The 25,539-nt window shown below is 72.8% G+C and carries 18 protein-coding genes; 7 read left to right on the top strand and 11 right to left on the bottom strand.

Features of this window, described 5'->3' with window-relative positions:
* Positions 1 to 16: 16 nt before the first annotated feature.
* A complete protein-coding gene (locus BM242_RS11735; protein WP_093838708.1) occupies positions 17 to 1,684 on the top strand; it encodes a glycoside hydrolase family 13 protein in 1,668 nt (555 codons plus the stop codon).
* On the top strand, positions 1,681 to 2,721 hold the full coding sequence (locus BM242_RS11740) for a LacI family DNA-binding transcriptional regulator (protein WP_093838709.1): 1,041 nt from the start codon (positions 1,681 to 1,683) through the stop codon (positions 2,719 to 2,721). Before BM242_RS11735 ends, BM242_RS11740 begins: the two co-directional genes overlap by 4 nt.
* A gap of 63 nt (positions 2,722 to 2,784) precedes the next feature.
* Here the strand turns inward: BM242_RS11740 and BM242_RS11745 are convergent, their stop codons facing one another.
* Positions 2,785 to 3,321, bottom strand: coding sequence for a fascin domain-containing protein (locus BM242_RS11745; RefSeq protein ID WP_245834003.1), 537 nt, complete (start codon positions 3,319 to 3,321; stop codon positions 2,785 to 2,787).
* Between the two features lie 482 nt (positions 3,322 to 3,803).
* On the opposite strand from BM242_RS11745, the gene BM242_RS11750 reads away from it, so the two are divergent.
* The 4 genes from BM242_RS11750 to BM242_RS11765 all read left to right on the top strand — a co-directional run bounded on the left by BM242_RS11750 (position 3,804) and on the right by BM242_RS11765 (position 13,180).
* Complete coding sequence (locus BM242_RS11750) at positions 3,804 to 4,724, top strand: S1 family peptidase (RefSeq protein ID WP_093838711.1); 921 nt, start codon at positions 3,804 to 3,806, stop codon at positions 4,722 to 4,724.
* 457 nt (positions 4,725 to 5,181) lie between these two features.
* Positions 5,182 to 6,930, top strand: coding sequence for a carbohydrate-binding module family 20 domain-containing protein (locus BM242_RS11755; RefSeq protein ID WP_093838712.1), 1,749 nt, complete (start codon positions 5,182 to 5,184; stop codon positions 6,928 to 6,930).
* 137 nt (positions 6,931 to 7,067) lie between these two features.
* Positions 7,068 to 12,596 carry a pullulanase-type alpha-1,6-glucosidase gene (gene pulA / locus BM242_RS11760; RefSeq protein WP_425443837.1) on the top strand — a complete coding sequence of 1,843 codons (5,529 nt, stop codon included), beginning with the start codon at positions 7,068 to 7,070 and terminating at the stop codon, positions 12,594 to 12,596.
* Between the two features lie 227 nt (positions 12,597 to 12,823).
* Positions 12,824 to 13,180 carry a hypothetical protein gene (locus BM242_RS11765; protein WP_093838713.1) on the top strand — a complete coding sequence of 119 codons (357 nt, stop codon included), beginning with the start codon at positions 12,824 to 12,826 and terminating at the stop codon, positions 13,178 to 13,180.
* 53 nt (positions 13,181 to 13,233) lie between these two features.
* Here BM242_RS11765 and BM242_RS11770 read toward each other — a convergent pair whose 3' ends face one another.
* The 9 genes from BM242_RS11770 to glnII all read right to left on the bottom strand — a co-directional run bounded on the left by BM242_RS11770 (position 13,234) and on the right by glnII (position 23,738).
* On the bottom strand, positions 13,234 to 13,998 hold the full coding sequence (locus BM242_RS11770; protein WP_093838714.1) for a peptidoglycan recognition protein family protein: 765 nt from the start codon (positions 13,996 to 13,998) through the stop codon (positions 13,234 to 13,236).
* Between the two features lie 2 nt (positions 13,999 to 14,000).
* Positions 14,001 to 14,255: a twin-arginine translocation signal domain-containing protein gene (locus BM242_RS11775; protein WP_245834004.1), complete on the bottom strand. Its 255-nt coding sequence runs from the start codon at positions 14,253 to 14,255 to the stop codon at positions 14,001 to 14,003.
* A 280-nt stretch (positions 14,256 to 14,535) separates the two neighbouring features.
* Positions 14,536 to 15,690 carry an alkaline phosphatase PhoX gene (locus BM242_RS11780; RefSeq protein WP_093838715.1) on the bottom strand — a complete coding sequence of 385 codons (1,155 nt, stop codon included), beginning with the start codon at positions 15,688 to 15,690 and terminating at the stop codon, positions 14,536 to 14,538.
* Positions 15,691 to 15,863: 173 nt separating this feature from the next.
* Complete coding sequence (locus BM242_RS11785; protein WP_093838716.1) at positions 15,864 to 16,268, bottom strand: ChaB family protein; 405 nt, start codon at positions 16,266 to 16,268, stop codon at positions 15,864 to 15,866.
* 115 nt (positions 16,269 to 16,383) lie between these two features.
* Positions 16,384 to 18,132, bottom strand: coding sequence for a DNA polymerase/3'-5' exonuclease PolX (polX, locus tag BM242_RS11790; protein ID WP_093838717.1), 1,749 nt, complete (start codon positions 18,130 to 18,132; stop codon positions 16,384 to 16,386).
* A gap of 160 nt (positions 18,133 to 18,292) precedes the next feature.
* Positions 18,293 to 20,242, bottom strand: a complete 1,950-nt coding sequence (locus tag BM242_RS11795; protein ID WP_093838718.1) for a hypothetical protein — start codon at positions 20,240 to 20,242, stop codon at positions 18,293 to 18,295.
* A gap of 158 nt (positions 20,243 to 20,400) precedes the next feature.
* On the bottom strand, positions 20,401 to 21,048 hold the full coding sequence (locus BM242_RS11800; RefSeq protein ID WP_093838719.1) for a response regulator transcription factor: 648 nt from the start codon (positions 21,046 to 21,048) through the stop codon (positions 20,401 to 20,403).
* Between the two features lie 47 nt (positions 21,049 to 21,095).
* Complete coding sequence (locus BM242_RS11805) at positions 21,096 to 22,343, bottom strand: sensor histidine kinase (protein ID WP_245834015.1); 1,248 nt, start codon at positions 22,341 to 22,343, stop codon at positions 21,096 to 21,098.
* Positions 22,344 to 22,718: 375 nt separating this feature from the next.
* On the bottom strand, positions 22,719 to 23,738 hold the full coding sequence (gene glnII, locus BM242_RS11810) for a glutamine synthetase (RefSeq protein ID WP_093838721.1): 1,020 nt from the start codon (positions 23,736 to 23,738) through the stop codon (positions 22,719 to 22,721).
* Between the two features lie 198 nt (positions 23,739 to 23,936).
* On the opposite strand from glnII, the gene BM242_RS11815 reads away from it, so the two are divergent.
* On the top strand, positions 23,937 to 24,830 hold the full coding sequence (locus BM242_RS11815) for a Gfo/Idh/MocA family protein (protein WP_093838722.1): 894 nt from the start codon (positions 23,937 to 23,939) through the stop codon (positions 24,828 to 24,830).
* Positions 24,831 to 24,966: 136 nt separating this feature from the next.
* Here the strand turns inward: BM242_RS11815 and BM242_RS11820 are convergent, their stop codons facing one another.
* Complete coding sequence (locus BM242_RS11820) at positions 24,967 to 25,413, bottom strand: RICIN domain-containing protein (RefSeq protein WP_093838723.1); 447 nt, start codon at positions 25,411 to 25,413, stop codon at positions 24,967 to 24,969.
* Positions 25,414 to 25,539 lie beyond the last annotated feature (126 nt).

Raw genomic sequence — 25,539 nt, forward strand, 5'->3', positions numbered from 1 at the left:
CACAACAGGGACAAACATGACCCAGCACCTCGCCGACCGCATCCAGCCGGACAGCGAGCCCGCGCAGGCTCCGTCCGCGACCGGTGACCAGCCGGGCTGGTGGCACGACGCCGTCATCTACCAGATCTATCCGCGTTCCTTCGCGGACGGCAACGGCGACGGCATGGGCGATCTGCCCGGTATCCGCGCCCGGCTGCCGCACCTCGCGCAGCTCGGCGTGGACGCCGTCTGGCTCAGCCCGTTCTACGCCTCCCCGCAGGCCGACGCCGGCTACGACGTGGCGGACTACCGTGCCATCGACCCCATGTTCGGCCGGCTGCGGGACGCCGACGAGCTGATCCGCGACGCCCACGACCTGGGCCTGCGGGTCATCGTCGACCTGGTGCCCAATCACTCCTCCGACCGGCACGACTGGTTTGTGCGCGCCCTGCGCGAGGGCCCCGGCTCGCCGCTGCGCGACCGCTACCACTTCCGCCCCGGGCGCGGCGCGGACGGCTCCGAGCCCCCCAACGACTGGGAGTCCATCTTCGGCGGCCCCGCCTGGACCCGCACCACCGACCCCGACGGCACCCCCGGCGAGTGGTACCTGCATCTCTTCGCCCCCGAGCAGCCCGACCTCAACTGGGACAACCCCGCGGTCCAGGACGAGTTCCGCTCGGTGCTCCGGTTCTGGCTGGACATGGGCGTGGACGGTTTCCGCATCGATGTGGCGCACGGTCTGGTCAAGGCGGCCGGCCTGCCCGACATGGGGTCCTCCGGCCAGCTCCGGCTGCTGGGCACCCAGCGGCTCCCGTTCTTCGACCAGGACGGGGTGCACGACATCTACCGCGCCTGGCGCCGGATTCTGGACGAGTACCCCGGCGCCCGGATCGGCGTGGCCGAGGCCTGGACCCCCAGCCCGGACCGCACCGCCCTCTACGTCCGCCGTGACGAGCTCCACCAGGCGTTCAACTTCCACTACCTGAACACCGCCTGGGACGCCGGCCGGCTGCGCGCCGTGATCGACGAGTCCCTGGACTCCATGCGGCCGGTCGGCGCCCCCTCCACCTGGGTGCTGTCCAACCACGACGTCGTCCGCCACCGCACCCGGCTGGGCGGCGGGCTCGCCCGGGCCCGCGCCGCCACCCTGCTGATGCTGGCGCTGCCCGGCTCCGCCTACCTCTACCAGGGCGAGGAACTGGGCCTGCCCGAGGTCACCGACCTGCCCGACGAGGTCCGGCAGGACCCGTCCTTCTTCCGGGACAACGGCCAGGACGGGCTGCGCGACGGCTGCCGGGTGCCCATCCCGTGGACCCGGGAGGGCTCCTCCTACGGTTTCGGCGCGGGCGGAAGCTGGCTGCCGCAGCCCGCCGTCTGGGGCGGCCTCTCGGTCGAGGAGCAGACCGGCGACCCCGCCTCCACCCTGGAGTTCTACCGCTCCGCCCTGGCCGTGCGCCGCGAGCACCCGGCGCTGGGCGCCGGGGACGCCGTGGAATGGCTGGACGACGTGCCCGAGGGCGTTCTCGCCTTCCGCCGCCGGGCCGCCGACGGCCGGGTGCTGGTCTGCGCCGCCAACACCACCACCGCCCCCGCCGGGCTCACCGGCCCGCTGTCCGCCCCCGGCACCCTGCTGCTGGCCAGCGACCCCGCCTGGTCCGGCGCCTCCCCGCTGCCCGCCGACACCACCGCCTGGTGGTCCGCATGACCGACACCGGAGTCGCGGCCGGCCCCGCCCGTCTCGCCGACATCGCCCAGCAGGCCGAGGTCAGCGAGGCCACGGTCAGCCGGGTGCTGAACGGCAAGGCGGGCGTGGCCGCCGCCACCCGGCAGAAGGTCCTGGCCGCGCTGGACGTGCTCGGCTACGAGCGCCCGGTGCGGCTGCGGCAGCGCAGCGCCGGGCTGATCGGACTGGTCATCCCGGAGCTGACCAACCCGATCTTCCCGGCCTTCGCCCAGGTCATCGAGGAGGTGCTGTCCGGCCACGGCTACACCCCGGTGCTGTGCACCCAGTCCCCGGGCGGTGCCACCGAGGACGAGCTCGTCGAGCAGCTCGTCGACCGCGGCGTGACGGGCATCGTCTTCATGTCGGGGCTGCACGCCGACACCACCGCCGACCCGGCCCGCTACGCCCGGCTCGCCGGGCGCGGCGTGCCGTTCGTCTGCATCAACGGCTACCACAGCCGGATCAAGGCGCCGTTCGTCTCCCCGGACGACGCCGCCGCCACCCGGATCGCCGTGCGGCATCTGCGCGATCTGGGGCACCGCAGGGTCGGACTGGCCGTGGGCCCCGGCCGGTTCGTCCCGGTGCAGCGCAAGCTGACCGGCTTTCTGGCCGAGACCGCCCGCACCGAGCGGCAGGCGGTGGCCGAAGGGCTGGTCCAGCACACGCTGTTCAGCGTGGAGGGCGGCCAGGCCGCCGCCAGTGCCCTGCTGGACGCGGGCTGCACCGGCATCGTCTGCGGCAGCGACATGATGGCGCTGGGCGCCATCCGCGCGGCCCGTCAGCGTGGCCTGCGGGTCCCGGAGGACGTCTCGGTGGTGGGCTACGACGACTCCGACCTGTTCGCCTTCACCGACCCGCCGCTGACCACGCTGCGCCAGCCGGTGCGGGCCATGGCGAGCGCCGCCGTCTCGTCCCTTCTCGAAGAGATCAGCGGCAACCTGGTCCACCACACCGAGTTCGTCTTCCAGCCCGAACTCGTCGTCCGCGGCTCCACCGCCGCAGCACCGCCCGCCGGCTGACCCGGCCCGGCGGCCGGGCCCGGCGTCATGCCGGACCCGGCCCCGGGGAATTGCCGCCGGCCGTCAGGCCGGATCGATGAAGAATTTCTCGTGCTCGCCGCCGTTGGCGTTGGTCTGGCAGTTCACCGTTCCCCCGGGTCCGGTTTCCGGGGTCACGCCGCTGTCGGTCACCATGCGGAGGTAGACGCCCGGGAAGGCCGCCGATTCGAAGGAAAACGAACCGTCGGCCTGGGCGTGGGCATGGAAGTTCTCCCAGGGCCCGGGGCCGTATTGGCAGTTGACCGTTCCTCCGCCGGCCATGGAATCCGGGACTCCGTTTCCGTCCATGCGGAGAAACACATTCGGGAAGGCCGCCGACTCGAAGGAAAATGAACCATCGGCCTGCGGGTGGACCTTGTACGACGTCCAGGGACCTGGACCGTACTGACAGTTGACCGTGCCGCCTCCGTCGTCGGCCGGGGCGGTCACCCCGGTGCCGTCCATGCGGAGGCAGACATTCTCGAAGAATGCCGAGTGAATGGTGATGAGTGTGTTGCCGGTCGTTGCGAGGTCAGTCGCCGATAACGGCATGACGGCCTTCTCCTTCTTTCCGTTCAGCACTTACGGCGTCGGAGAGCAAGGGCCTTGGGACCGGACCGCCCAATAAAGGCCCCGATCCACTGTATTTGGGCAGACACACGCTGTCCACCCTCGGTAGTCCGGCATTTTCGGCACACATCCCTTCTTTGCGGCGGGGCCTCGCGGCGGCGCCATCGCCCCGGGTGCGGTCGCCCGGTCCCCGGCGGCGGGTGGGCCGACGGTCGGGTTCCGGACAGGCGGATACCGCGGGGACCGGTCACGAGCCGGGGCGCGGACGGGCGGGAGCGGGTTACGGGGGGATTTCGCCGCTGCTCGGCCGCCGGGCGCCGGTGCCCGGCGCGGCGGCCGGGAGAGCGGCCGGAAGTTGCCCTTGTTACCCACTGGTTGGTAACCAATACTCAAATTCTGTCAGGGGCACGCAAAAACGATCGCTCCTTGACCTGCGCCTTTCCGAAAGCTCCCGTTCATGAGCGTGATCCGCTCATCTCCCCTCAGGAGGACGTGTGAGGCTCAAGCGCACTCCCAAGTCCGTGACCGGCGGACGGCATGCCCTCTCGGTCGGCCGCCTGCTGACGGTGGGGGCCGGCCTGGCCGCGGCCCTCGCCCTGGTCATCCCCGGCTCGGCAACCGCCAAGCCCGCCACCGAGTTCAGCGCCGCCCAGCTCACCCAGGCCCAGCAGGCGGTCAAGTCCGCCGACGTCAGCGGAACCGCCTGGGCGGTCGATCCCGCAACCGACACCGTCACCGTACTCGCCGACGACACCGTCTCCAAGGCGGAGCTCGCCGCGATCCGCAAGGAGGCCGGGGCCAACGCCGCGGCCCTGAAGGTGGAGCGGGTCGAGGGCAAGATCACCAGGCTGCTCTACGGCGGCGACGCCATCTACGCCAGCGGCGGCTGGCGATGCTCGCTCGGCTTCAACGTCCAGGGCGGCGCCTACGCGCTCACCGCCGGCCACTGCACCGACGGCTACCCGGACTGGTACGCCAACGCCGCGCTCACCAGCTACCTGGGCCCGACCGCGTACTCCAGCTTCCCGGGCAACGACTACGGCTACATCCGTCTCAGCGGCAGCTCGTCCAACCCCAGCTCGGTGAACTGCAACGGCCAGATCGTCGCCATCACCGGCGCCTCCAACGCCACCGTCGGCATGTCCGTGCGGCGTGACGGCTCCACCACCGGCTGCCACTCCGGCTCCGTCACCGGCCTCAACTTCACGGTCAACTACGGCGGCGGCGACATCGTCGGCGGCCTGATCCGCACCAACGTCTGCGCCGAGCCGGGCGACAGCGGCGGCCCGCTGTTCTCCGGCAACCGCGCGATCGGCCTGACCTCGGGCGGCTCCGGCAACTGCCGCACCGGTGGCACGACCTTCTACCAGCCGGTCGTGGAGGCCATCAACAACCACGGCATCTCCCTCCCCTGACCCGCTGACCCCCTTCCGCACGGGCCCCGCCGGTTCCACCGGCGGGGCCCGTCCCGCTGCCGCCGCCGGCCGCCGCCGGCGCGCCACAAGGCCCGGTCGGCCGGGCGCGTGGGGCCGGCGGGGTGTGGAGGTGGCCGGCCCCCGGCCGACCGGGGGTGGCGCTGAAGGTAGCAGCCGGAAAGTTCTTGCGAAAGAGATTGCGGCAAGGCGGCGCGGAGATTGCGGGGGCGTTGCGCGACCCCTTGACCGGTCTGCGGGGGCGCTCTACGGTCTCCCTTGCAAGGAATTGCTACAAGGTTCAGCGAACTTGCAGCAAGAGGGCGCGGTGGCCGGACGAGCGGTGCCGCGCCCGGCTTCAGCCTCACGGGCGTGGCGCGTCCCCAGGTGGCTGCCAGGACCGCTCCGGCGCGGGGACACGCCGGGCGGGCACCCCCCTCACCTCCAAAGGGAGTCCTCCATGCCCAGAACCGGCGTCAGGAGATCCATACGCACCGCCCTGGCGGGCCTCGCCACGGCGGGTGCCGCGGCCGTCACGCTCGCCGTGCCCCCGGCCGCCCAGGCCACCCCGCCCGGGGAGAAGGACGTCACCGCCGTCCTGTTCTCCTGGAACTTCGACTCCATCGCCCGGGAATGCCCCTCCCTGGGGGCGGCCGGCTACGGCTTCGTCCAGGTCTCGCCACCGCAGGAGCACATCCAGGGCCCCGCCTGGTGGACCCAGTACCAGCCGGTCGGCTACCACATCGCCGGCCGCCTCGGCAACGAGCAGCAGTTCCGGGACATGGTCGGCGCCTGCAACAACGCCGGCGTCAAGGTGATCGTGGACGCCGTCATCAACCACATGTCGGCCGGCACCGGCACCGGGACCGGCGGCACCCCGTACACCAAGTACGGCTACCCGGTCTACAGCGACTGGGACTTCAACGGCTGCCGCACCGACATCCAGCAGAGCGACTACACCAATGACCGCTGGCGGGTGCAGAACTGCGAGCTGGTCGGCCTGGCCGACCTGAACACCGGCAGTCCCTACGTCCAGCAGACCATCGCCGACTACCTGAACAGCCTGCTCGCCATGGGGGTGTCCGGCTTCCGGGTGGACGCCGCCAAGCACATCCCGGCCGAGCACCTGGAGCAGATCAAGACCCGGGTCAACGGCGGAGACGTCTACTGGAAGCAGGAAGTCATCTACGGCGAGGGCGAGGTGATCCACCCCGGCGAGTACACCGGCGCCGGGGACGTCCAGGAGTTCCGCCACGCCCACGACCTCAAGCGGATCTTCCAGCACGAAAACCTCGCCCACCTGGAGAACTTCGGCGAGTCCTGGGGCTACCTCTCCAGCGGACAGGCCGCCGTCTTCGTGGACAACCATGACACCGAGCGCAACGGCTCCACCCTCAGTTACAAGGACAACGCCGCCTACACCCTGGCCAACGTCTTCATGCTGGCCTGGCCCTACGGCAGCCCGGACGTGCACTCCGGCTACGAGTTCACCGACCGCGACGCCGGTCCGCCCGACAACGGCAATGTGACCGCCTGCTACACCGGCGGCTGGAAGTGCCAGCACGCCTGGCAGGAGATCTCCTCCATGGTCGGCTTCCGCAACGCCACCCGCGGCCAGGCCGTCACCAACTGGTGGGACAACAACAACGACGCCATCGCCTTCGGCCGCGGCGACCGCGGCTATGTGGTCATCAACCACGAGGGCGGCCCGCTCAGCCGCACCTTCCAGACCTCCCTGCCGTCCGGCGACTACTGCGACGTGCAGAGCGGAAACACCGTGACGGTGGGCGGCTCCGGCCAGTTCACCGCGACCCTCGGCGCACACACCGCGCTCGCCCTGCACGCCGACGCCCGCACCTGCGGCACCACATCCGGCGGCACCACCACCGGCACCACCACCGGCGGCCAGGAGGACCCCGCGGTCTCCTTCGGGGTCGAGGCCCACACCCAGTGGGGCGAGAACGTCTACGTGGTCGGCAACATCCCCGAGCTCGGCGGCTGGGACACCGGCAACGCGCTGCCGCTCGGCTCCGCCGACTACCCGGTCTGGCGGCTCGACGTCGAACTGCCCGCCGGGGCCTCCATCGAATACAAGTACCTCCGCAAGTGGGACGGCCAGTCCGGGGTGACCTGGGAAAACGGTGGCAACCGAACCGCCACCGTCCCCGCGAGCGGAACGCTCACCCTCAACGACACCTGGCGCTCGTAGAGAGTGAGCGACCGGCGGCGTCCGCGAGCCTGGCCCGGGCCCGCCGCCGGCAACCCAGGGCCGCCCGGCCTCCACGCCCCCCGCCGGCCGGGCGGCCCGCCCGCCACATCCATCTCCCTCCCGTAAGGAGCCCTCGCGTGCTGCGATCCCGTCGTACACGCAGAGGACTGGCGGCCCTGACGGCCGCCGGCACCCTCTCCACACTTGTCTACGCGGTGGCCTGGCCGGCCGCCGCGGCCACGCCGCCACCGCCCTCGGACGCCGAGATGGCGGCCGAGGCGCCCCGGCAGCCGCTGACCGGCGAGCAGTTCTACTTCGTCCTGCCGGACCGGTTCGCCAACGGCGACCCGGCCAACGACACCGCCGGCATCGCCGGCGACCGGCTGGACCACGGCCACGACCCCACCGACGAGGGCTTCTACCAGGGCGGCGATCTGCGCGGCCTGATCGACAACCTGGACTACATCGAGGGCCTGGGCACCACCGCCCTGTGGATGGCCCCGGTCTTCAAGAACAAGCCGGTGCAGGGCCTGGGCGAGAACGCCTCGGCCGGCTACCACGGCTACTGGATCACCGACTTCACCCAGGTGGACCCGCACTTCGGCACCAACGAGGAACTCGCCGAACTGATCGAGAAGGCCCACGACCGCGACATCAAGGTCTTCTTCGACGTCATCACCAACCACACCGCCGACGTCAACTACTACCAGGAAGACGCCTACGAGTACCTCTCCAAGGGCGCCTTCCCCTATCTCACCGCCGACGGCCGCCCGTTCGACGACACCGGCTACGCGGACGCCGCCGGCGGGCAGGAGTTCCCCGAACTGGACCGCGACTCCTTCCCCTACACCCCGGCGGTGCCCGACGGCGAGCAGCAGGCCAAGGTCCCGGCCTGGCTCAACGACCCCACGCTCTACCACAACCGCGGCGACTCCACCTTCGCCGGCGAGAACTCCCGCTACGGCGACTTCTTCGGCCTGGACGACCTGTTCACCGAGCGCCCCGAGGTCGTGCAGGGCATGGCCGAGATCTACCGCACCTGGGTCGGGGAGTTCGGCGTCGACGGCTTCCGGATCGACACCGTCAAGCACGTCAACATGGAGTTCTGGACCCAGTGGGCCCGGGCCATGAACGAGTACGCCGCCGCGCAGGGCAAGGACGACTTCTTCATGTTCGGCGAGGTCTACTCCGCCGACCCCGCCGTCATGGCCCCCTATGTCACCGAGGGCGGCCTGGACGCCACCCTCGACTTCGGCTTCCAGCAGGCCGCCCGCACCTATGTCTCGCAGAGCGGCCCGGCACAGGCCCTGGCCGGCCTGTTCGAGCAGGACTACCGCTACACCGACGGGCACGCCAACGCGTACCAGGAGGTGACCTTCCTCGGCAACCACGACATGGGCCGGATGAACGGCTTCATCGCCCAGGACAACCCCGGCGCCGACGACGCCGAACTGCTGCGCCGCGCCACCCTGGCCAACGAGCTGATGTTCCTCTCCCGGGGCAACCCGGTCGTCTACTACGGCGACGAGCAGGGCTTCACCGGCGCCGGCGGCGGCGACAAGGCGGCCCGCGCCACCCTGTTCGCCTCACAGACCCCCGGCTATCTGGACGACGACCGGATCGGCACCGAGGCCGGCCACGACCAGGACGCCTACGACACCGGCCACCCGCTCTACCGGTCGATCGCGGAACTCTCCGCGCTCACCAAGGAGCACCCGGCGCTGCGCGACGGCACCCAGGTGCAGCGCCACGCCGAGGACGGGGCGGGCGTCTATGCCCACACCCGCACCGGCGAGGACGGCACCGAATACCTGGTCGCCGCCAACAACGCCACCGGGCCGCGCACCGTCACCGTCCCGGTCGGCACCGCCGCCGGCACCGGCTACCGGCCGCTGTACGGCGACACCGAGGCGCTCACCGTCTCCTACCAGAACACCGTGGAGCTCACCGTTCCGGCCCTGTCCACCGTGGTGCTGCGCTCCGACGCGCCGCTGCCCGGCCCGCAGACCGGCCCGTCCGTCGAGCTGACCGTCCCCGGGGCCGGAGCCACCGGCACCGTCGAGATCACCGCCGAGGTCACCGGCGGCGACGCCCGCAACCGGGTGGTGTTCGCCGCCCAGACCGGCGACGCCGAATGGGAGGTGCTGGGCACCGACGACCAGGCCCCGTACCGGGTCACCCACACCGTGCCCGCCACCACCCCGGCCGGCACCGCGCTGCGCTACAAGGCCGTCGCCGTGGACTCCACCGGTGCCACCGCCTCCGCCCTGGGCGAGACCGCCTCCGGCGAGACCCCGCCCGAGGAGACACCGCAGGCCGTCTCCCGCGACTGGGCCGTCATCCACTACCACCGCCCCGACGGCGACTACGACGACTGGTCGCTCTGGGCCTGGGGCGATCTGCACGAGAGCGAGCAGTTCACCGACTGGCCCCACGGCCGCCCGTTCACCGGCCGCGACGCCTACGGCGCCTTCGCCTGGGTACGACTGGCCCCCGGCGCCTCCTCGCTCGGCTATTTGATCGTGGACGGCAACGGCACCAAGGACACCGACGCCGACCGCTCCATCGATCTGACCAGCACCGGTGAGATCTGGGTGGAGGCCGGCAAGGCCGAGGCCCTGACCGAGGCGCCCGAGGGCGTCTACCCGCCGCAGGACGAGACCACCGCGACCCTGCACTACCGCCGCCCGGACGGCGACTACGACGGCTGGGGCCTGCATGTGTGGACCGGCGCCGCCGTGGAGACCACCTGGTCCGAGCCGCTGCTGCCGGCCCGCTTCGACGCCTATGGCGCGGTCTTCGAGGTCCCGCTCACCGAGGACGCCACCTCACTGAGCTACATCCTGCACAAGGGCGACGAAAAGGACCTGCCCGCCGACCAGTCGCTCTCCTTCGCCTCCCACGGCCGGGAGATCTGGATGCTGGCCGGCGAGGAGAAGTACCTGCTGCCCGGCTCCGGCACGGCCGCCGTGCTGAACCCGGAGCAGGCGCACGCCCAGTGGATCGACGCCGGGACCGTGGTCTGGCCGGCCGAGATCCCCGGCGGCGGCAGCGCCCAGCTCGTCTACGACCCGGAGGGCTCCCTCACCGTGGAGAACGGTGCGCTCAGCCACGAGGGGTACTGGATCCGGCTGCGGCCCACCACCCTCACCGACGCCCAGCGCGCGAAGTACCCGCACCTCGCGGACCTGCCCGCCTACGCCGTGGACCCGCGCGACGCCGACCGGGTGGAGGACGCGCTGCGCGGCCAGCTGCTGGCCACCCAGCGCGCCGCCAACGGTGCCCTGACCCAGGCCACCGGCGTGCAGATCGCCGGCGTGCTGGACGACCTCTACGCGGAGGAGGCCCTGACGGCCGACCTCGGCCCCACCTTCCCCGACAAGAAGGACAAGGACAAAGCCAAGAACAAGAACAAGGACAAGAACAAGGACAAGAAGAAGGACAAGAAGAAGGACAAGAAGAAGGACAAGAAGAAGGACAGGTACAAGGTCACCAAGCCGGTGCTGTCCCTCTGGGCGCCCACCGCGCAGCAGGTCGCCGTGGAGGTGGACGGCAGGCTGTACGACATGCGCCGCGACGACGACTCCGGCGTGTGGTCGGTCAAGGGCAAGAAGAAGTGGTACGGAAAGCCCTACCGCTACCACGTCACCGTCTGGGCGCCCGACGCCCAGGCCATCGTCACCAACGAGGTCACCGACCCGTACTCCACGGCCCTGACCGCCGACTCCGAGTACAGCCTGATCGTCGATCTCGACGATCCCGCCCTGGCCCCGGACGGCTGGCGGGACCTGGCCAAGCCCGGCCCCGTCCCGCTCAGCGACGCCACCATCCAGGAGCTGCACGTCCGCGACTTCTCCATCGGCGACCCCACGGCCGACAACCGGGGCGGATATCTGGCCTTCACCGAGCACGACTCGGACGGCATGCGCCATCTGAGCGACCTGGCCCGGGCCGGCACCTCCCACGTCCACCTGCTCCCCGCCTACGACATCGCCTCCATACCCGAGCGCGCCGAGGACCGGGCGGAGCCGGACTGCGATCTGGCCGCGCTGCCCGCCGACTCGGCGGAACAGCAGGAGTGCGTCGGCGCCGTCCGCGACCAGGACGCCTACAACTGGGGCTACGACCCGCTGCACTACAACGTGCCCGAGGGCTCCTACGCCTCCGACCCGGACGGCACCCGGCGCACCCTGGAGTTCCGCCAGATGGTGCAGGGCCTGAACGCCTCCGGCCTGGGCGTGGTGCTGGACGTGGTCTACAACCACACCCCGGCCGCCGGACAGGACGAGAAGTCGGTGCTGGACCGGATCGTGCCCGGCTACTACCACCGGCTGCTGGCGGACGGCAGCGTGGCCACCTCCACCTGCTGCGCCAATACCGCCCCGGAGAACGCCATGATGGGCAAGCTGGTGGTCGACTCGGTGGTGCTGTGGGCCAGGCACTACAAGGTGGACGGCTTCCGCTTCGACCTGATGGGCCACCATCCCAGGCAGAACATGCTGGACGTCCGCGCCGCGCTGGATTCCCTCACCCCGGAGCGGGACGGCGTGGACGGCAAGTCGGTCATCGTCTACGGCGAGGGCTGGGACTTCGGGGAGGTCGCGGGCGACGCCCGGTTCGAGCAGGCCACCCAGCGCAACATGGCCGGCACCGGCATCGGGACCTTCTCCGACCGGGCGCGGGACGCGGTGCGCGGCGGCGGCCCGTTCGACGCCGACCCCGGCGTCCAGGGCTTCGCCTCCGGCCTGTACACCGAGCCGAACTCCTCCACCGCGGGCGGCGGCTCCCCGGCCGATCAGCTCGCCCGGCTGCTGAACTACCAGGACCTGATCAAGGTGGGCCTGACCGGAAACCTGGCCGACTACACCTTCACCGCCTCGGACGGCACCACCGTCACCGGCGCCGACATCTCGTACAACGGTTCACCGGCCGGCTACGCCGCCGCGCCCGGCGAGGCGGTGGCCTATGTCGACGCCCATGACAACGAAACGCTGTTCGACGCTCTCGCCTACAAGCTCCCGGCCGGCACCTCGGCCGCCGACCGGTCCCGGATGCAGGTGCTGGCGATGGCCACCGCCCTGCTCTCCCAGGGCCCGGCCTTCGGCCAGGCGGGCAGCGACCTGCTGCGCTCCAAGTCCCTGGACCGCAATTCCTACAACTCGGGGGACTGGTACAACACCATCTTCTGGGACTGCGAGGCGGGCAACGGCTTCGGCCGCGGCCTGCCGCCGGCCTGGGACAACGAGGACAAGTGGCCGTATGCCGCGCCGCTGCTGACCAACCCGTCCCTGTCCATGGGCTGCGCGGAGATCGCCCACAGCGCCGCCGCCTACCGGGACCTGCTCACCATCCGGTCCACCGAGGACGCCTTCCGCCTGGACACCCTGGAGCAGGTGCAGGAGCAGGTCTCCTTCCCGCTCTCCGGCACCGCGGGGGAGACCCCGGGCGTGATCACCATGCGCGCGGGCGAACTGGTCGTGGTCTTCAACGCGACCCCCGAGAGCCGGTCGCAGACCGTTTCCGCGCTGGCCGGCGAGGGCTATGCCCTGCACCCGGTCCAGGCGGACGGCTCCGACCCGGTCGTCAAGGAGGCCGGGTACGCGGGCACCACGGGCACCTTCACCGTTCCCGCCCGTACCGTCGCGGTCTTCACCAGCACCCCCTGACCGCGTCCCTCGCTGTCCGCCCCCCACGTGCCCCCGGCGCCCCGCGGCGCCGGGGGCACACCCCTGCGTCCCGTCCTGTAAAGGCAGGAAGCAATCCTGCTTTACGGCTCCGGCTCCGGCGCCGCCGGATTCCGGCGGGCGGGCGGCGCAGGTGATGGTGAACTCCGTTAGGGTCTGGCGCAGTTGGGTGTTGGTCTGGCAAAGGGGCACAACGGCAAGGGGGCCGCATGCTGCCGGAACCGGTCGGACGGATCGCCGCGGACGCCGCGGGCGGCATCGTCGGAGCCATCGGGACGGACGACTGGGACGGGGTGCGCGAGGCGACCGCCGACTGGTTCGCCCGGTTCCGGCCCCGGGACGGGGAACGCCAGCGGCAGCTCGCCCGGCTGGACACCACCGCCGACGCCCTGAGCCTGGCCCCGGACGAGGAGCTGGCCCGCGACGCCTGGACCGCCCGCTGGGCGGAGCGGCTGGTGTACTTCCTGCGCGATCTGGCCCCGCCCGACCGGGCCGAGGCGGTGGCCGCGCTCCGCGCGCTGTGGCCGTCGGCCGCCGGCGAGGACGGCGGCCCCGGCCGGGGGTGAGACGGCACCGGCCCGGCCCGCCGGGGAACGGGCCGGGCCGGGCGGTCCGGTGGTCAGGTGACCGGGGCCGTCCAGGCGGCGTCCCAGGTGACCGGGCCGACGATGCCGTCCGCCGTCAGGCCCTTCTCGCGCTGGAAGGCGAGGCAGACGTCCTTCGACTGCGGGCCGTAGTGCCCGTCCACGCCGATGGTCCAGCCGCGGTCGCGCATCCGCCGCTGCCAGGTGGCCACGCTGGAGTGCGAGGTCACCGGCGGATAGCTGAAGTAGACCCCCGGCCAGGGCGGGGCGGTGGGGCCGCCGCCGCCACCGCCGGGGTCCAGCGTGCCGTCCTGCACCAGGGCATAGAGATTCCCCGGGCAGGCGGTGGCCTTGTGGTCCCGGTGGCCGTTGACGGCGGTGGCCGCGCCGCCCAGTGAGCGCAGCCGGGTGATGGCCAGATGGAAGGCGTCGATCAGGCCGCTGGTGATGGTGTCGTAGCCGGAGGCGGTGCCGCCGGTCAGGCCGCACACCGCGTACCAGTTCTGATTGCCGGAGTCGGTGCCGTTGGCCGCGGTGCGGTGGCCCTCGCCGCGGCCCTCGAAGACATAGCCGTGCACGCAGGTGAGATGGGAGTAGGCGATGTCCGCCCAGCCGTTGGTGTCCATGTGGTGGTTCTGGATGCCGCGCACCTGGCCGGCGCAGTCGCTGTGACGGGCCCGCGCCACCCGGACCGCGTCGACATGGTGGACGGTCACCCCGCCGTTGCCCGGGGCGATGTTGGTGGAGCGGCTGCGCGGTGCCCGGGCGCCCCACTGGGCGCGGGTGACGAAGACCGCCATCCTCAGACCCCCCGCCCGGTGAGTTCGCAGTCCACGCTGGCGTTGAGCGGTTCGGGGTGCGCGGAGCGGGCCGCGCCCGCGGGATAGGCGGCGGCGGGGTGGTCCGGCCGGTTGACCACCGGAAGGTCCCCGGCCGCGGCATGGGCCGGGGCGGAACAGATGACGACGGGTGCGGCAGCCAGGCCCCCGACCGCTGCCGCCGCCGCGCCCAGAAAGCCGCGGCGGGTCTGTCTGCTGGACGGTCTGCGGTTCTGCACCGTTTGTTCCTCCAGATCGCTTGCGGGACGGAGGGAGCGGGACCGCCCGCGCCCTGTGGCGGCGGCAGCGGCGGCCTTGCGATGCGCGCCGCCGCCCGCGGGGGTCCGCTCCGTCCGCTGCGTCAGCCTGGCTGATTCCCGGATTTGGGATGGACATGACACAACGCGCTGTGCGAGTTACGCGCATAGATCTTCGCGGAAGTTACTCACCGGTCCCCTTGACCGGGCCGTCCGCCGCGCACCACCGGCCGCAGCCGGCGGCCGGTGGTGCCGGGGGAAGTCAGTGCCGGAACGGGCCGGACATCTCGTAGGTGATGCCGCCCAGGCCGGCCGCGTTGCCCGAGGTGCCGCGCTGCGAGGAGAAGTACAGGCGGGTCCCGTCGGGGGAGAAGGCCGGGCCGGTGATCTCGGACTCCTCCTGCCCGTCGATCCGGACGACCGGCGCCACCACGCCCTGCGGAGTGATCACGTTGATCTCCATGTTGCCGCCGTCCTCGGCCACATACAGGTCGCCGCCGGCCGTGCCGGTGATGTTGTCCACCCCGTCCAGCGGGCCCGTGGAGTCATAGGCCACGCCCAGTGAGCCGGCCTCCGCGTCATAGGCCCAGACCCGGTTGTCGCCCTTGGTGGTGAAGTAGCAGACACCGTCGTGGTAGTGGCAGCCCTCGCCGCCGTCGAAGTGCAGGGCCGCCGACACCTGGTGGCGGGTCTGGCGGCCGAAGACCGGGCCGGACGGGTCGGGCACCTGGCGCCACTCCACCCCGCCGCCGGACGACTCGCACAGCACGTCCAGCCGGCCGCTGTCCAGCTCGCCCCAGGTGTGCGGGGTGTACCGGTAGAAGCAGCCGTCCCCCTCGTCCTCGGTCAGATAGACCACCCGCCGGTCCGGGTCGCAGGCCGCCGCCTCGTGCTTGAACCGGCCCATCGCCGGATGCGCCACGGCCGAACGCCTGCCGTACGGGTCGGTCTCGAAGACCCGGCCCCGGAAGGTCTCCTCGCAGGACAGCCAGGTCCGCCACGGGGTGGCACCGCCGGCACAGTTCAGGGTGGTGCCGCTGAGAATCCGGTACGCCCGGTCGACGGTGCCGTCCGGCCGGAATCGGAGCGCCGAGGCACCGCCGATCAGCGGGATCTCGGAGTTGGAGACATAGATCCAGCCGTCGCCGTCCGGGAAGCAGGCGCCGCCGTCCGGCGCGGGGTGCCACAGAATGCCGCGCACCCAGTGGCTGGACCGGGCCACCACCCGGACGGAGAAGCCCCGCGGTACGGCGACGCCCAGGTCGCCCGGCGGCAGCAGCGGGCCGTAGGGCCCGGCCGAGGCGGGGGTGCCGGCCGAGGAAGCGGCGTGGGCCGCGGCACCCTGCCAGAGGGTTCCGCACAGGGCGACGGCCCCGGCTCCCGCCGAGGTCGCACGGAGAAAGGTACGGCGCTGCATGGCTGCTCCCGGGGTGGGGGGACGGGACGGACAGGGGCGCTACCTGCCGGTAGTACCGTGCCGCAGCCCACCCATGAGCCGACAGCCCCGGTAAGCGAACACCTCTCAACTTTTGGGTCAACTTCTTCCCGGCATCCCGGCATCCCGGCATCCCGATCCGGCACCCGGCCGGGTCAGCCGCCGCGGGACTTGCGGGTCCTGGAGCGGTTGGCCTTGCGGATGGCGTCCAGCAGCTCACCCTTGTCCATCTTCGAGCGGCCGGAGACGTCCAGCTTCTGGGCCACCTCGTACAGATGCTGCTTGGACGCGTTCTCGTCCACGCCCTCCCCGCTGCGCCCGCCCCGGCCGCGCGGTGAGGACGCCTTCGGATCGGAGGGCCCCTTCCGGCCGCCCTCCTTGCGCTCCCAGTGATCGCCCACCTTCTCGTACTTGTGCTTCAGCGCGGCATACGCCGTCCGGTGGGACCGCTCGCCCTCGCCGTAGGTCTCCACGGCGGAGTCATGGGCCTTGCTCCAGGTCTCCTGTGCGTCCTTGGGCGAGCGCCGCAGAGTGGACGGCAGCTCCTCGCGTGCGGGCACGGTGCCTCACCTCCGCTGTGATCCGACATGTCCTCCGGCGCCCTCCGGCGCCGGTCTTCCGGCCGTCCGCCCGGGTATCCGCACCGGGCCCGCGGAAACCCGCCCCGGCCCCGGCTCACCCGGCCGGACGGCCGCGCCGCCGTTTGGCCTCGATGAACCGGAGCAGCCGCTGCCGGCTCCAGGTGTTGATCACATCCTCGGCGGTCAGCCAGCCGCGCTGGGCGGTGCCCACCCCGTAGCGGATGCCGTCCAGTGCCCGCACCGAGTGCGCGTCGCTGTCCACCGCGAACTTCACCCCGTGCCCCCGGGCCCGCAGGATGAGCTCGTCGGAGACGTCCAGCCGGTCCGGCTGGGAATTCACCTCCAGCGCGGTACCGGTCCGGGCGCAGGCCGCGAAGACCTCGTCCGGATCGATGTCGATGCCGGGCCGCTTGCCGATCAGCCGGGTGGTCAGATGACCCAGCACATGGACATGCGGGTTCTCGCAGGCCCGCACGATCCGCCTGGTCATGGCGGCCCGGCCCTGCTGGAAGTGCGAGTGCACCGAGGCCACGCACAGATCGAAGCCGGCCAGGAATCCGTCCGGCCAGTCCACCCCGCCGTCCGGCGCGATGTTCAGCTCGGTGCCGTGCAGCAGCCGGGGCCCCTTGTGCAACGAGGCGCCCAGCCGCCGCACCTGCTCGCGCTGCTGCAAAATCTTCTCGTCCGTCATCCGCTGCATGGCCAGCGCGGGGGCATGGTCGGTGATCGCGTAGTAGCTGTACCCGTGCTCGTCGGCGGCGGCCCGGACCATCTCCTCCAGGGTGGCCAGCCCGTCGGTGAGATCGGTGTGGGTGTGCAGATCCCCGCGCAGCTGCCTGCGGGTCAGCACCTCCGGCAGCCGTCCTTCCTGTGCGGCCTCGATCTCCCCGCGGTCCTCGCGCAGCGGCGGCGGAATCCACGGCATCCCCAGCCGCTGGTAGACCTTCTCCTCGGTGCGGGAGACGATCCGCCGGCCGCTCTCCGCGTCGAAGAGGCCGTACTCGGACAGCTTCAGGCCCTGCCGCTGGGCGATCCGGCGGACCTTGATGTTGTGCGCCCTGGAACCGGTGAAGTAGAGCAGCGCGGCGCCCCAGGCGTCCGGGTGCACCACCCGCAGATCCACCCGCAGCCCGCTCCGGGTGCGGATGCCGGACTTGGTGGGACCCTCCGCCACCACCTCGGCGGCCTGCGGCAGTGCGGTGAACGCGGCCATGAACGGCTCCGACTTCCGGGCGGCCACCAGGATGTCCACATCGCCCACGGTCTCCCGCATCCGGCGCAGCGAACCGGCGATCTCGCACCGCACACAGCCGGTCACCGCACTGAGCGCGGCGACGATCTCCCCGGCCAGTTCCCCCGCCACCGGCAGCAGTACCCGGTCCCCGGCGGCCTGCATCAGCTCCACACCGTGCAGGATCTTTTCCTCGGACCGGGCACCGAAGCCGCGCAGATCCCGCAGCCGGCCGGCATGGATGGCCTCCACCAGCTCGGGGACCGAGGAGACATGCAGCGTTTCGTAGAGGGTCTTGGCGCGTTTGGGGCCCAGCATGGGGATGGCGGTGAGCTGCCGCACCCCGGCCGGTACCCGGGTGCGGGCCTCCTCCACGGCCGACACCCGGCCGGTGCGCAGATACTCGCTGATCTTGTCCGCGATCGAGCTGCCCACATTGGGGATGGCGCGCAGCCCCTTGTCGTCCAGGCGCGATACATCGGCGTCGTAGCCGCCGATCGACCGGGCGGCCTTCTCGTAGGCGCGCGCCCGGTGTGCGTCGCCGGTCGTGATGGAGATCAGATCGGCGTACTCCTGGAACAGGGCCTCGACTTCCTCGTTCGGCCGTGCCATGCCTCCAGGGTAGGCAGCCGCACCGTACTCGGCGCGCCGGAGCGGGCCGATGGCCCGGCATCGGCCCGCTCCGGCCGATGGCCCGGCATCGCGGGGGGCGAGGCCGGGCCATCGGGTGGGGGGAGGAGGAAGAGTGGTCCGGGGGCCGGCACCGCCGGCCCTACTTGAGCACCTCCAGGGTGCCGCCGTCGGCGAGCTCGGCGGTCAGCTCCACGGCGGCGCCCTCCTGCGCCGGGAGCACCAGCCGCCGCCCGGCCTCCGCGGGCGCTCCGTCCGCCTCCCCGGCGGGGCCGGTCCCGCCGGTGACCTCGCCCTCGGCCCGGATCGCGGTGACGCCCTCGCTGCCCGCGGCCAGGACGAACCACGCGCTCTCCGGCGACCGCCACAGCACTCCGCCCAGCACCTCGGGCGCCCGTGGCCCGCATGCCGCCGTGGACTCGGCGCGGCCGGTGACCGCGCCCGGCGAGCCGGCCGCCACCTCGCCGCCGGGCGGTGCCTGGAACTGTGTCATCGCCTGGGACCCGGCGCCGCGCCAGGTCTCCGCCCGGGTGCACACCCAGCTCGCCGTGCCCCCGCCGTCCGGCAGCGGCTGACGGGCGAACTCCCAGGAGTTCACCTCGCGCACCCCGCCGCCCGCCACGGACGGCAGATGACAGGCGGTGCGCGCCCAGACCTCCCGGCCGTCCTCCGGCAGCGGCTGCCCGGGGCCGGTCCGCGGGGAGCCGTAGGTGAGCAGCGCCGGGGTCAGCTCGCCCAGATCGGCCAGCACCAGCGGCGGCGCACCGGACCCGCCGGACCCGCCACCGGAGGCGACGCGGGCGGCGGGGTCGGTGACCAGCTCCAGTACCGGGAAGTCCGTGCACTCCTGCCGCCCGGCCGGGGTGGCCATCGGGGCGGCGACGCCGTCCCGGTCCACCTCCAGCGGCTCGGCCTCGGTGTCCGGGGCGGTCAGATCGCCCAGCGCGGCCCCGGTCACCCAAGGGGCCAGCAGATACTGGACGGTGCCCTCGCCGCGGTGCAGCACCACCGCCGAGGCGCCGGCGGCCTGCGCGCCGTCCGTGCGTGCGAAGTCCAGCGCCGCCGCGCCGCCCGCCTCGGCGTAGCGCACCAGCCGGTGGCCGTCGTGCAGCAGCACCAGCGAGACGCCGTCCTGGGTGCCGGCGTAGAGCAGCTGGGGGGAGCCGGGCGGCGGGCCGGTGTGGCTGCCCGGGGTGGCCGAGACCTGCACATTGCCGCCCGGCGCGGACCAGGCGTCCAGCGCCCGGCCGAGCAGCTCGGTGTCCTCGGCGGCCGGGCCGCGCGCGGGCCAGACCGAGAAGTCCAGCCGGGCGGCGTCCTGCCAGGCGGCCGGTTCGGCGCGGGCCAGCAGGGCCGGATCGGCGGCCAGTTCGGCCGCGGTCTCGCCGCCGGCGCCGTCCGGCCGGGCCAGCACCATGCCGGCGAGCAGGGCGAGCAGCGTGGCACCCACCACCAGGCCGCCGCGGGTGAACTGGCGGCGGCGCAGCAGGTCGGCGGGGCGGGCGCGCAGCGAGCAGGGGTCGGGCACCTCGCCGGCGGGCAGCCGCTGGGCCGCCTGCACGGCGCCGCGCGCCTCGCTCTCGGTCAGCCCGGCGCCGCACAGCAGCTCCCGCACGGCGGGATCGGGCAGATTCTCCAGCCTGGCCAGCGCCCAGGCCGCGCGGGTCTGCGCGGAGGCGGCGGCCAGCGCCCGCTCGGTCGTCAGCTCCTCGCTGCCGCCGGAGGGCGGGAACACCCGCAGGCCCCAGACCTGCGGCAGCAGCGGGGCCGGCCGGTGCAGCCGGCCGATGCCGAGGCCCCCGAACGGGAACGGACGGCCCGCGGCGAGCGCGCCGCGCAGCACCTGCTGCCGGACATAGACGTAGCCGGGGTCGGTGCCCGGCTGTCCGGAGCCCCGCTGCACGGGGACGCCGGAGGCGCGGCGGCGGCGCCTGCCGCGCGGCAGCGCGCGCTGGGCGAGACCGTGGGCGGTGAGCACCCGGCGGTGCCGGCCGAGGGAGGGCGGCAGCACGAGGTAGCCGAGCCGGACCAGCCGGGGGTAGTGCTCGGCGATCGCCGCCTCGGCCTGCTCGACATCGACGGCGGCGGCCATGCTCGCCCGCCCGGCGGAACGGGGGGTGGTTGCCTGAGGAGAGGGGACATCTGTGCGCACGACTGCCAGAACGAGTCACCTACGCCCGCGGTTACCACTGACGGCGCTCCCTCACTCCCGCACGCCCCCTCGCGCCACTGTGCGCCGCGGCCGGGTGTTCAGCGTCGTCCGAGATAGGCGAGGACCGCGAGGACGCGGCGGTTGTCGTCGTCGGACGGCGGCAGGCCCAGCTTGGTGAAGATGTTGGAGGTGTGCTTGGCGATGGCCCGTTCCGTCACCACCAGGCGGGCCGCGATGGCCGCGTTGCTGCGCCCCTGCGCCATCAGCTCCAGCACCTCCAGCTCGCGCGGGGTGAGCCGCTCCAGCGGCGAGCCCCCGGTGTGCCGGGCCAGCAACTGCTGGATCACCTGCGGGTCCATCGCCGTGCCGCCGCCCGCCACCCGCCGCACCGCGTCCACGAACTGCTCGGCGTCGAAGACCCGGTCCTTGAGCAGATAGCCCACCCCGCCGCTGCCGTCCGCCAGCAGCTCCCGGGCGTAGAGCTGTTCCACATGCTGGGAGAGGACCAGCACCGGCAGGCCCGGCCGCTCCCGGCGGGCCCGCAGCGCGACCTGGAGCCCCTCGTCGCTGAACGACGGCGGGAGCCGGACGTCGACCACCGCCACGTCCGGCCGGAGCCGGGTCAGTGCCTCGGCCAGCTCGGGCCCGCTCTCCACGGCCGCGGCGATCTCGAAGCCGTGCGCCCGGAGCAGCCGGACCAGACCGTCCCGCAGCAGGAAGAGATCCTCGGCCAGCACCACACGCATGGCGGCAGCCTACGGGAGCGGCCGGCCGGGCCGGACCCCAGGGCGCGTCACCCGGCCGGATCGCAGGGGATCTCCATGGTGACCACGGTCGGGCCGCCCGCCGGGCTGCTGACCGCGAGGATGCCGTCGAAGGCCCCCAGCCGCCGCTCGATCCCGGCCAGCCCGGTGCCGCCCCGGGGGTCGGCGCCGCCGCGCCCGTCGTCGGTGACGGTGATCCGCAGCATGCGGTCCCCGGCCCGGTAGCCGGCCTCCAGCCAGATCCGCTGCGCCCCGGAGTGCTTGGCGGCGTTGGTCAGTGCCTCGCCGGCCGCGAAGTAGGCGGCCGACTCCACCGGCGCCGCGAACCGGCCCGGCAGCGACACCTCGGTCTCCACCGGCATCGGCAGGCGCAGCGCCAGCGCCCGTACGGCATCGCCCAGGCCGCGTTCGGCCAGCACCGGAGGATGGATGCCGCGCACCAGGTCGCGCAGCTCGTTGAGGGTCTCGGCGGAGTTCTCCCGCAGTTCGGCCACCAGCTTGCGGGCCTGCTCCGGGTCCCGGGCGATCAGCGCCTCCACCGTGCCCAGGTTCATGCCCATGGCCACCAGCCGGGCCTGGGCGCCGTCGTGCAGATCCCGCTCGATGCGGCGCAGTTCGGCGGCGGAGGTGTCCAGGGCGTCGTGCCGGGTCTCGGTCAGGTGCTCCACCCGCCGGGTGAGGGCCTGCTTGACGGAGATGCCCAGCAGCAGCCGGGTGGTGGTGAAGTGGGTGCGGACCAGGGTCGGGCCGAAGCGCAGCGCCAGCCCGATCCAGAGCAGGCCCAGCAGGGCCGCGAGATTGGCGGTGGCCTGCGAGTCCACCGGGACGAACGCGTACCAGTAGCTGCCGGTCGCGTCGCTGATCGGCTCCCACAGGCCGACGGCCAGCAGGATGCCGAAGAGCCCGTCGGCCAGCAGGCCCAGCGGCAGCACGGCGAGGCAGAAGCCGGCGGTGGCGTCCAGCAGCAGCCATTCCAGGTCGCGCCAGGTGGCCGGGGAGCGCAGCAGGTCCAGGGTGCGCACCGGATTCCCGGCCAGGCCCGCCCTGGCGGGCTGTTCCGGCGGGTATCCGGACCGGATGGCGACGCCGTACCAGTCCCGGGCCAGCCGCCGCCGGTGCGCGGCGTGCGCGCGGACCAGGCCGAGCACCCAGGGGGTGGTGTACAGGCCGATGCCCACGGTGGCCAGGGCGATCGACACCACGGCGACGATGAAGAGGAAGAGGGAGACCACCAGGCTGAGGACGCTGAGCACCGCGCCCTGGCCGGCGGCCCGCATGGCGGCCCGGATCCGGGCCCCGTGGTGCCGGCCGCCGTCCCGCTCCCGGTCCCGTTGCCGGTGTTCGGTATCGCTCATGGTGCTGGCCCTCCCGTGCCCGCCGGCTGACCCGGCACTGCGGTCAGTCTGCCGGGCACCGGCGGCGGCGGTCACTCCGCCCTTGCCCCCGGTCACGGGTGGAGCTGGGTACACCTCCGGCTCCGCACCGCACCCAGGACCGCGCACACCGAAGGCGCCTGCCCGGGAAGCGGCAGGCGCCTTCGGTGTCTCCCCGGAACGGCGCCGAGCTGCGGAACGCGTCCGGGGAGACGTATGGATCGGGCCTTCCCCGCCGTCAGGCGACGACGCCGGGGAGTGGCCGGTCGCGGGGAGGGCTCAGACCAGGCCGGCCGTCTCCAGCTCGGTGCAGACGGTGTCCACCATCACCCGGGTGACGACATAGGGGTCGCAGTTGGCGTTCGGCCGGCGGTCCTCGATGTAGCCCTTCTTGTCCCGCTCCACCTGCCACGGGATGCGGACCGAGGCGCCGCGGTCGGAGACGCCGTAGCTGTACTCGCTCCAGGGCGCGGTCTCGTGCAGACCGGTGAGCCGGTCCTCGACGCCCGCCCCGTAGTTCTTCACATGCTCCAGCGGCTTGCCGTCCTTGCCCAGGGACTCACAGGCGGCGACGATCGCGTCGTAGTTCTCGCGCATCGCCTTGGTGGAGAAGTTGGTGTGCGCGCCGGCGCCGTTCCAGTCGCCCTTGACCGGCTTGGGGTCGAGGGTGGCGGAGACGCCGAAGTCCTCGGCGGTGCGGTAGAGCAGCCAGCGGGCCACCCAGAGCTGGTCGGCGACCTCCAGCGGGGAGAGCGGGCCGACCTGGAACTCCCACTGGCCGGGCATGACCTCGGCGTTGATGCCGGAGACGCCGATGCCGGCGGCCAGGCAGTTGTCGAGGTGGGCCTCGACGATGTCGCGGCCGTGGATCTCGTCGTCACCCACGCCGCAGTAGTAGCCGCCCTGCGGGGCCGGGAAGCCGCCCTCGGGGAAGCCGAGCGGCCGATTGCCTACAAAGAAGGTGTATTCCTGCTCGATGCCGAAGATGGGCTGCTGTGCGGCGAAACGTTCCGCCACCGGGCGGAGCCGCGCCCGGGTGTTGGAGACGTGCGGGGTGCCGTCGGTGTTGTAGACCTCGCAGAGCACCAGCAGGTTGTCGCCGCCGCGCAGGGGGTCCTTGAAGGTGGCCACCGGCTGGAGGACGCAGTCCGAGGCGTGCCCCTCGGCCTGGTTGGTGCTGGAGCCGTCGAAACCCCAGACCGGCGGTTCGGCGCCGTCCGCGAGGATCTTGGTCTTCGAGCGCAGCTTGGCGGTCGGCGACGTGCCGTCGATCCAGATGTACTCGGCCTTGTAGCTCACGGGTGTGCCCTCCGAAGGAATCCTCGCGTGCGGTTACGCTGCGGTCAGCGTCGCCAGCGGCGATTTCACCGGCATTGCCCGGCTGTTAAGCAGATGTGAACTGCTGGGCGGCGGGTTTCACGGCCCGGCGGTGAGGCCGCGGACGACGCAGACGACAGACGACGCAGACGGACGACGAGGACAGCGAGGAGAATGGTCATGCGCTTCGGCTTGTTCGGTACCGGCCCCTGGGCCCGGCGGATTCACGGCCCGGCCCTGGCCGCTCACCCGGAGGCCGAACTGGTGGGGGTGTGGGGCCGCCGCCCGGAGGCCGCCGCCGAACTCGCCGCCGGTCTGGCCACCCGTCCCTACCCGGACGCGGACGCCCTCTTCGCGGACTGCGACGCGGTGGCCATCGCCCTCCCGCCCGACATCCAGGCGCCGCTCGCGGTGCGCGCCGCCCGGGCCGGCCGCCATCTGCTGCTGGACAAGCCGCTGGGCACCACCCCGGCCGCGGCCCGGGAGGTGGCCGACGCGGTGGCCGCGGCCCAGGTGGCCTCGGTGGTCTTCTTCACGCTCCGCTTCACCGCCGTCTCCTCGGCCTGGATCGAGCGCCAGGCCGCGGCCGGCGGCTGGCTGGCCGGGCGGGCCGTCTGGCTCTCCTCCGTCTTCGGCGGCGCCGAGAGCCCGTATGCGGCCTCGGCCTGGCGGCGCGAGAAGGGCGCCCTGTGGGATGTCGGGCCGCATGCGCTGTCCGTCCTGCTGCCCGTGCTGGGCGACATCACCGGGCCGGACGACGGACTGCGCGCGCTGGCCGGTCCAGGCGACACCGTCCATCTGCTGCTCCGCCACACCTCAGGCGCCGGCAGCACCGTCTCGGTGAGCCACACCATGCCCCCGGCCGCCTCCACCGTCGCCGCCGAACTGCACGGCGTCGAGGGGATCTCCACGCTGCCCGCCCGGGAGGACAACGAGGTGCTGCCCGCCTACGGCCGCGCGGTCGACGCGCTGCTCGCCACCGTGGAGACCGGCGAGCCGCACCCCTGCGACGTGCGCTTCGCCGCCCGCGTCACCGAGATCCTGGCCGCCGCCGAGGCCGCCCTCGGCCGCTGAGCACACCCGCACTCCGGTGCCCCCGGTGTCCCGGTGCCCGGGAGCCCGGGCCCCGCACGGCGGACATCCTCCGTCCGCCCGCACGGGACCCGGGCCCCGGCTGCCTACCGCACGGCGGCCCCCGTCGGCCGCCCCCTCACCACCAGCCCTGGTACACGCCCAGGTTGCAGTCCTTCAGCCGCACTCCCTGGGAGACGCTGCCGTCCAGGCACTTCCCGGACTGGTAGTGCACGATGTCGCCGTTGTCCGCGGGGTACCACTGCTGGTAGGAGCCCCCGTTGCAGTTCTTCAGCCGCACTCCCTGGGAGACGCTGCCGTCCAGGCACTTCCCGGACTGGTAGTGCTTGATCTGGCCGTAGTAGCCGCCGAACTTGGTCCAGGTCTGGTGGGAACCGCCGTTGCAGGAGTTGAGCCGCACTCCCTGGGAGACGCTGCCGTCCAGGCACTGGTCGGAGTAGGCCAGGATGTGCCAGTTTCCCCAGTAGGCCGCCTGGGCCGGCGCGGCGGTCACGGCGGTCATGGCCAGCACCGCGGCCGTCCCGCCGGCCAGCGCTGCCGCCCGGGACCAGGCACGCTTGATCATCGGAATCTCTCCTCACGATCGCCGGGTGGTTCGGTGCGCGGCGGGCCGCGGTGATCGTCCGGCCCCGCCGCGTCACCGCAACCTACGGCCGGTGCCCCGGGCGGCGCGTCCCGCGCCGGTCTGAAC

This window comes from Streptomyces aidingensis, assembly GCF_900112355.1.
Classification (GTDB): Bacteria; Actinomycetota; Actinomycetes; order Streptomycetales; family Streptomycetaceae; genus Streptomyces; species Streptomyces aidingensis.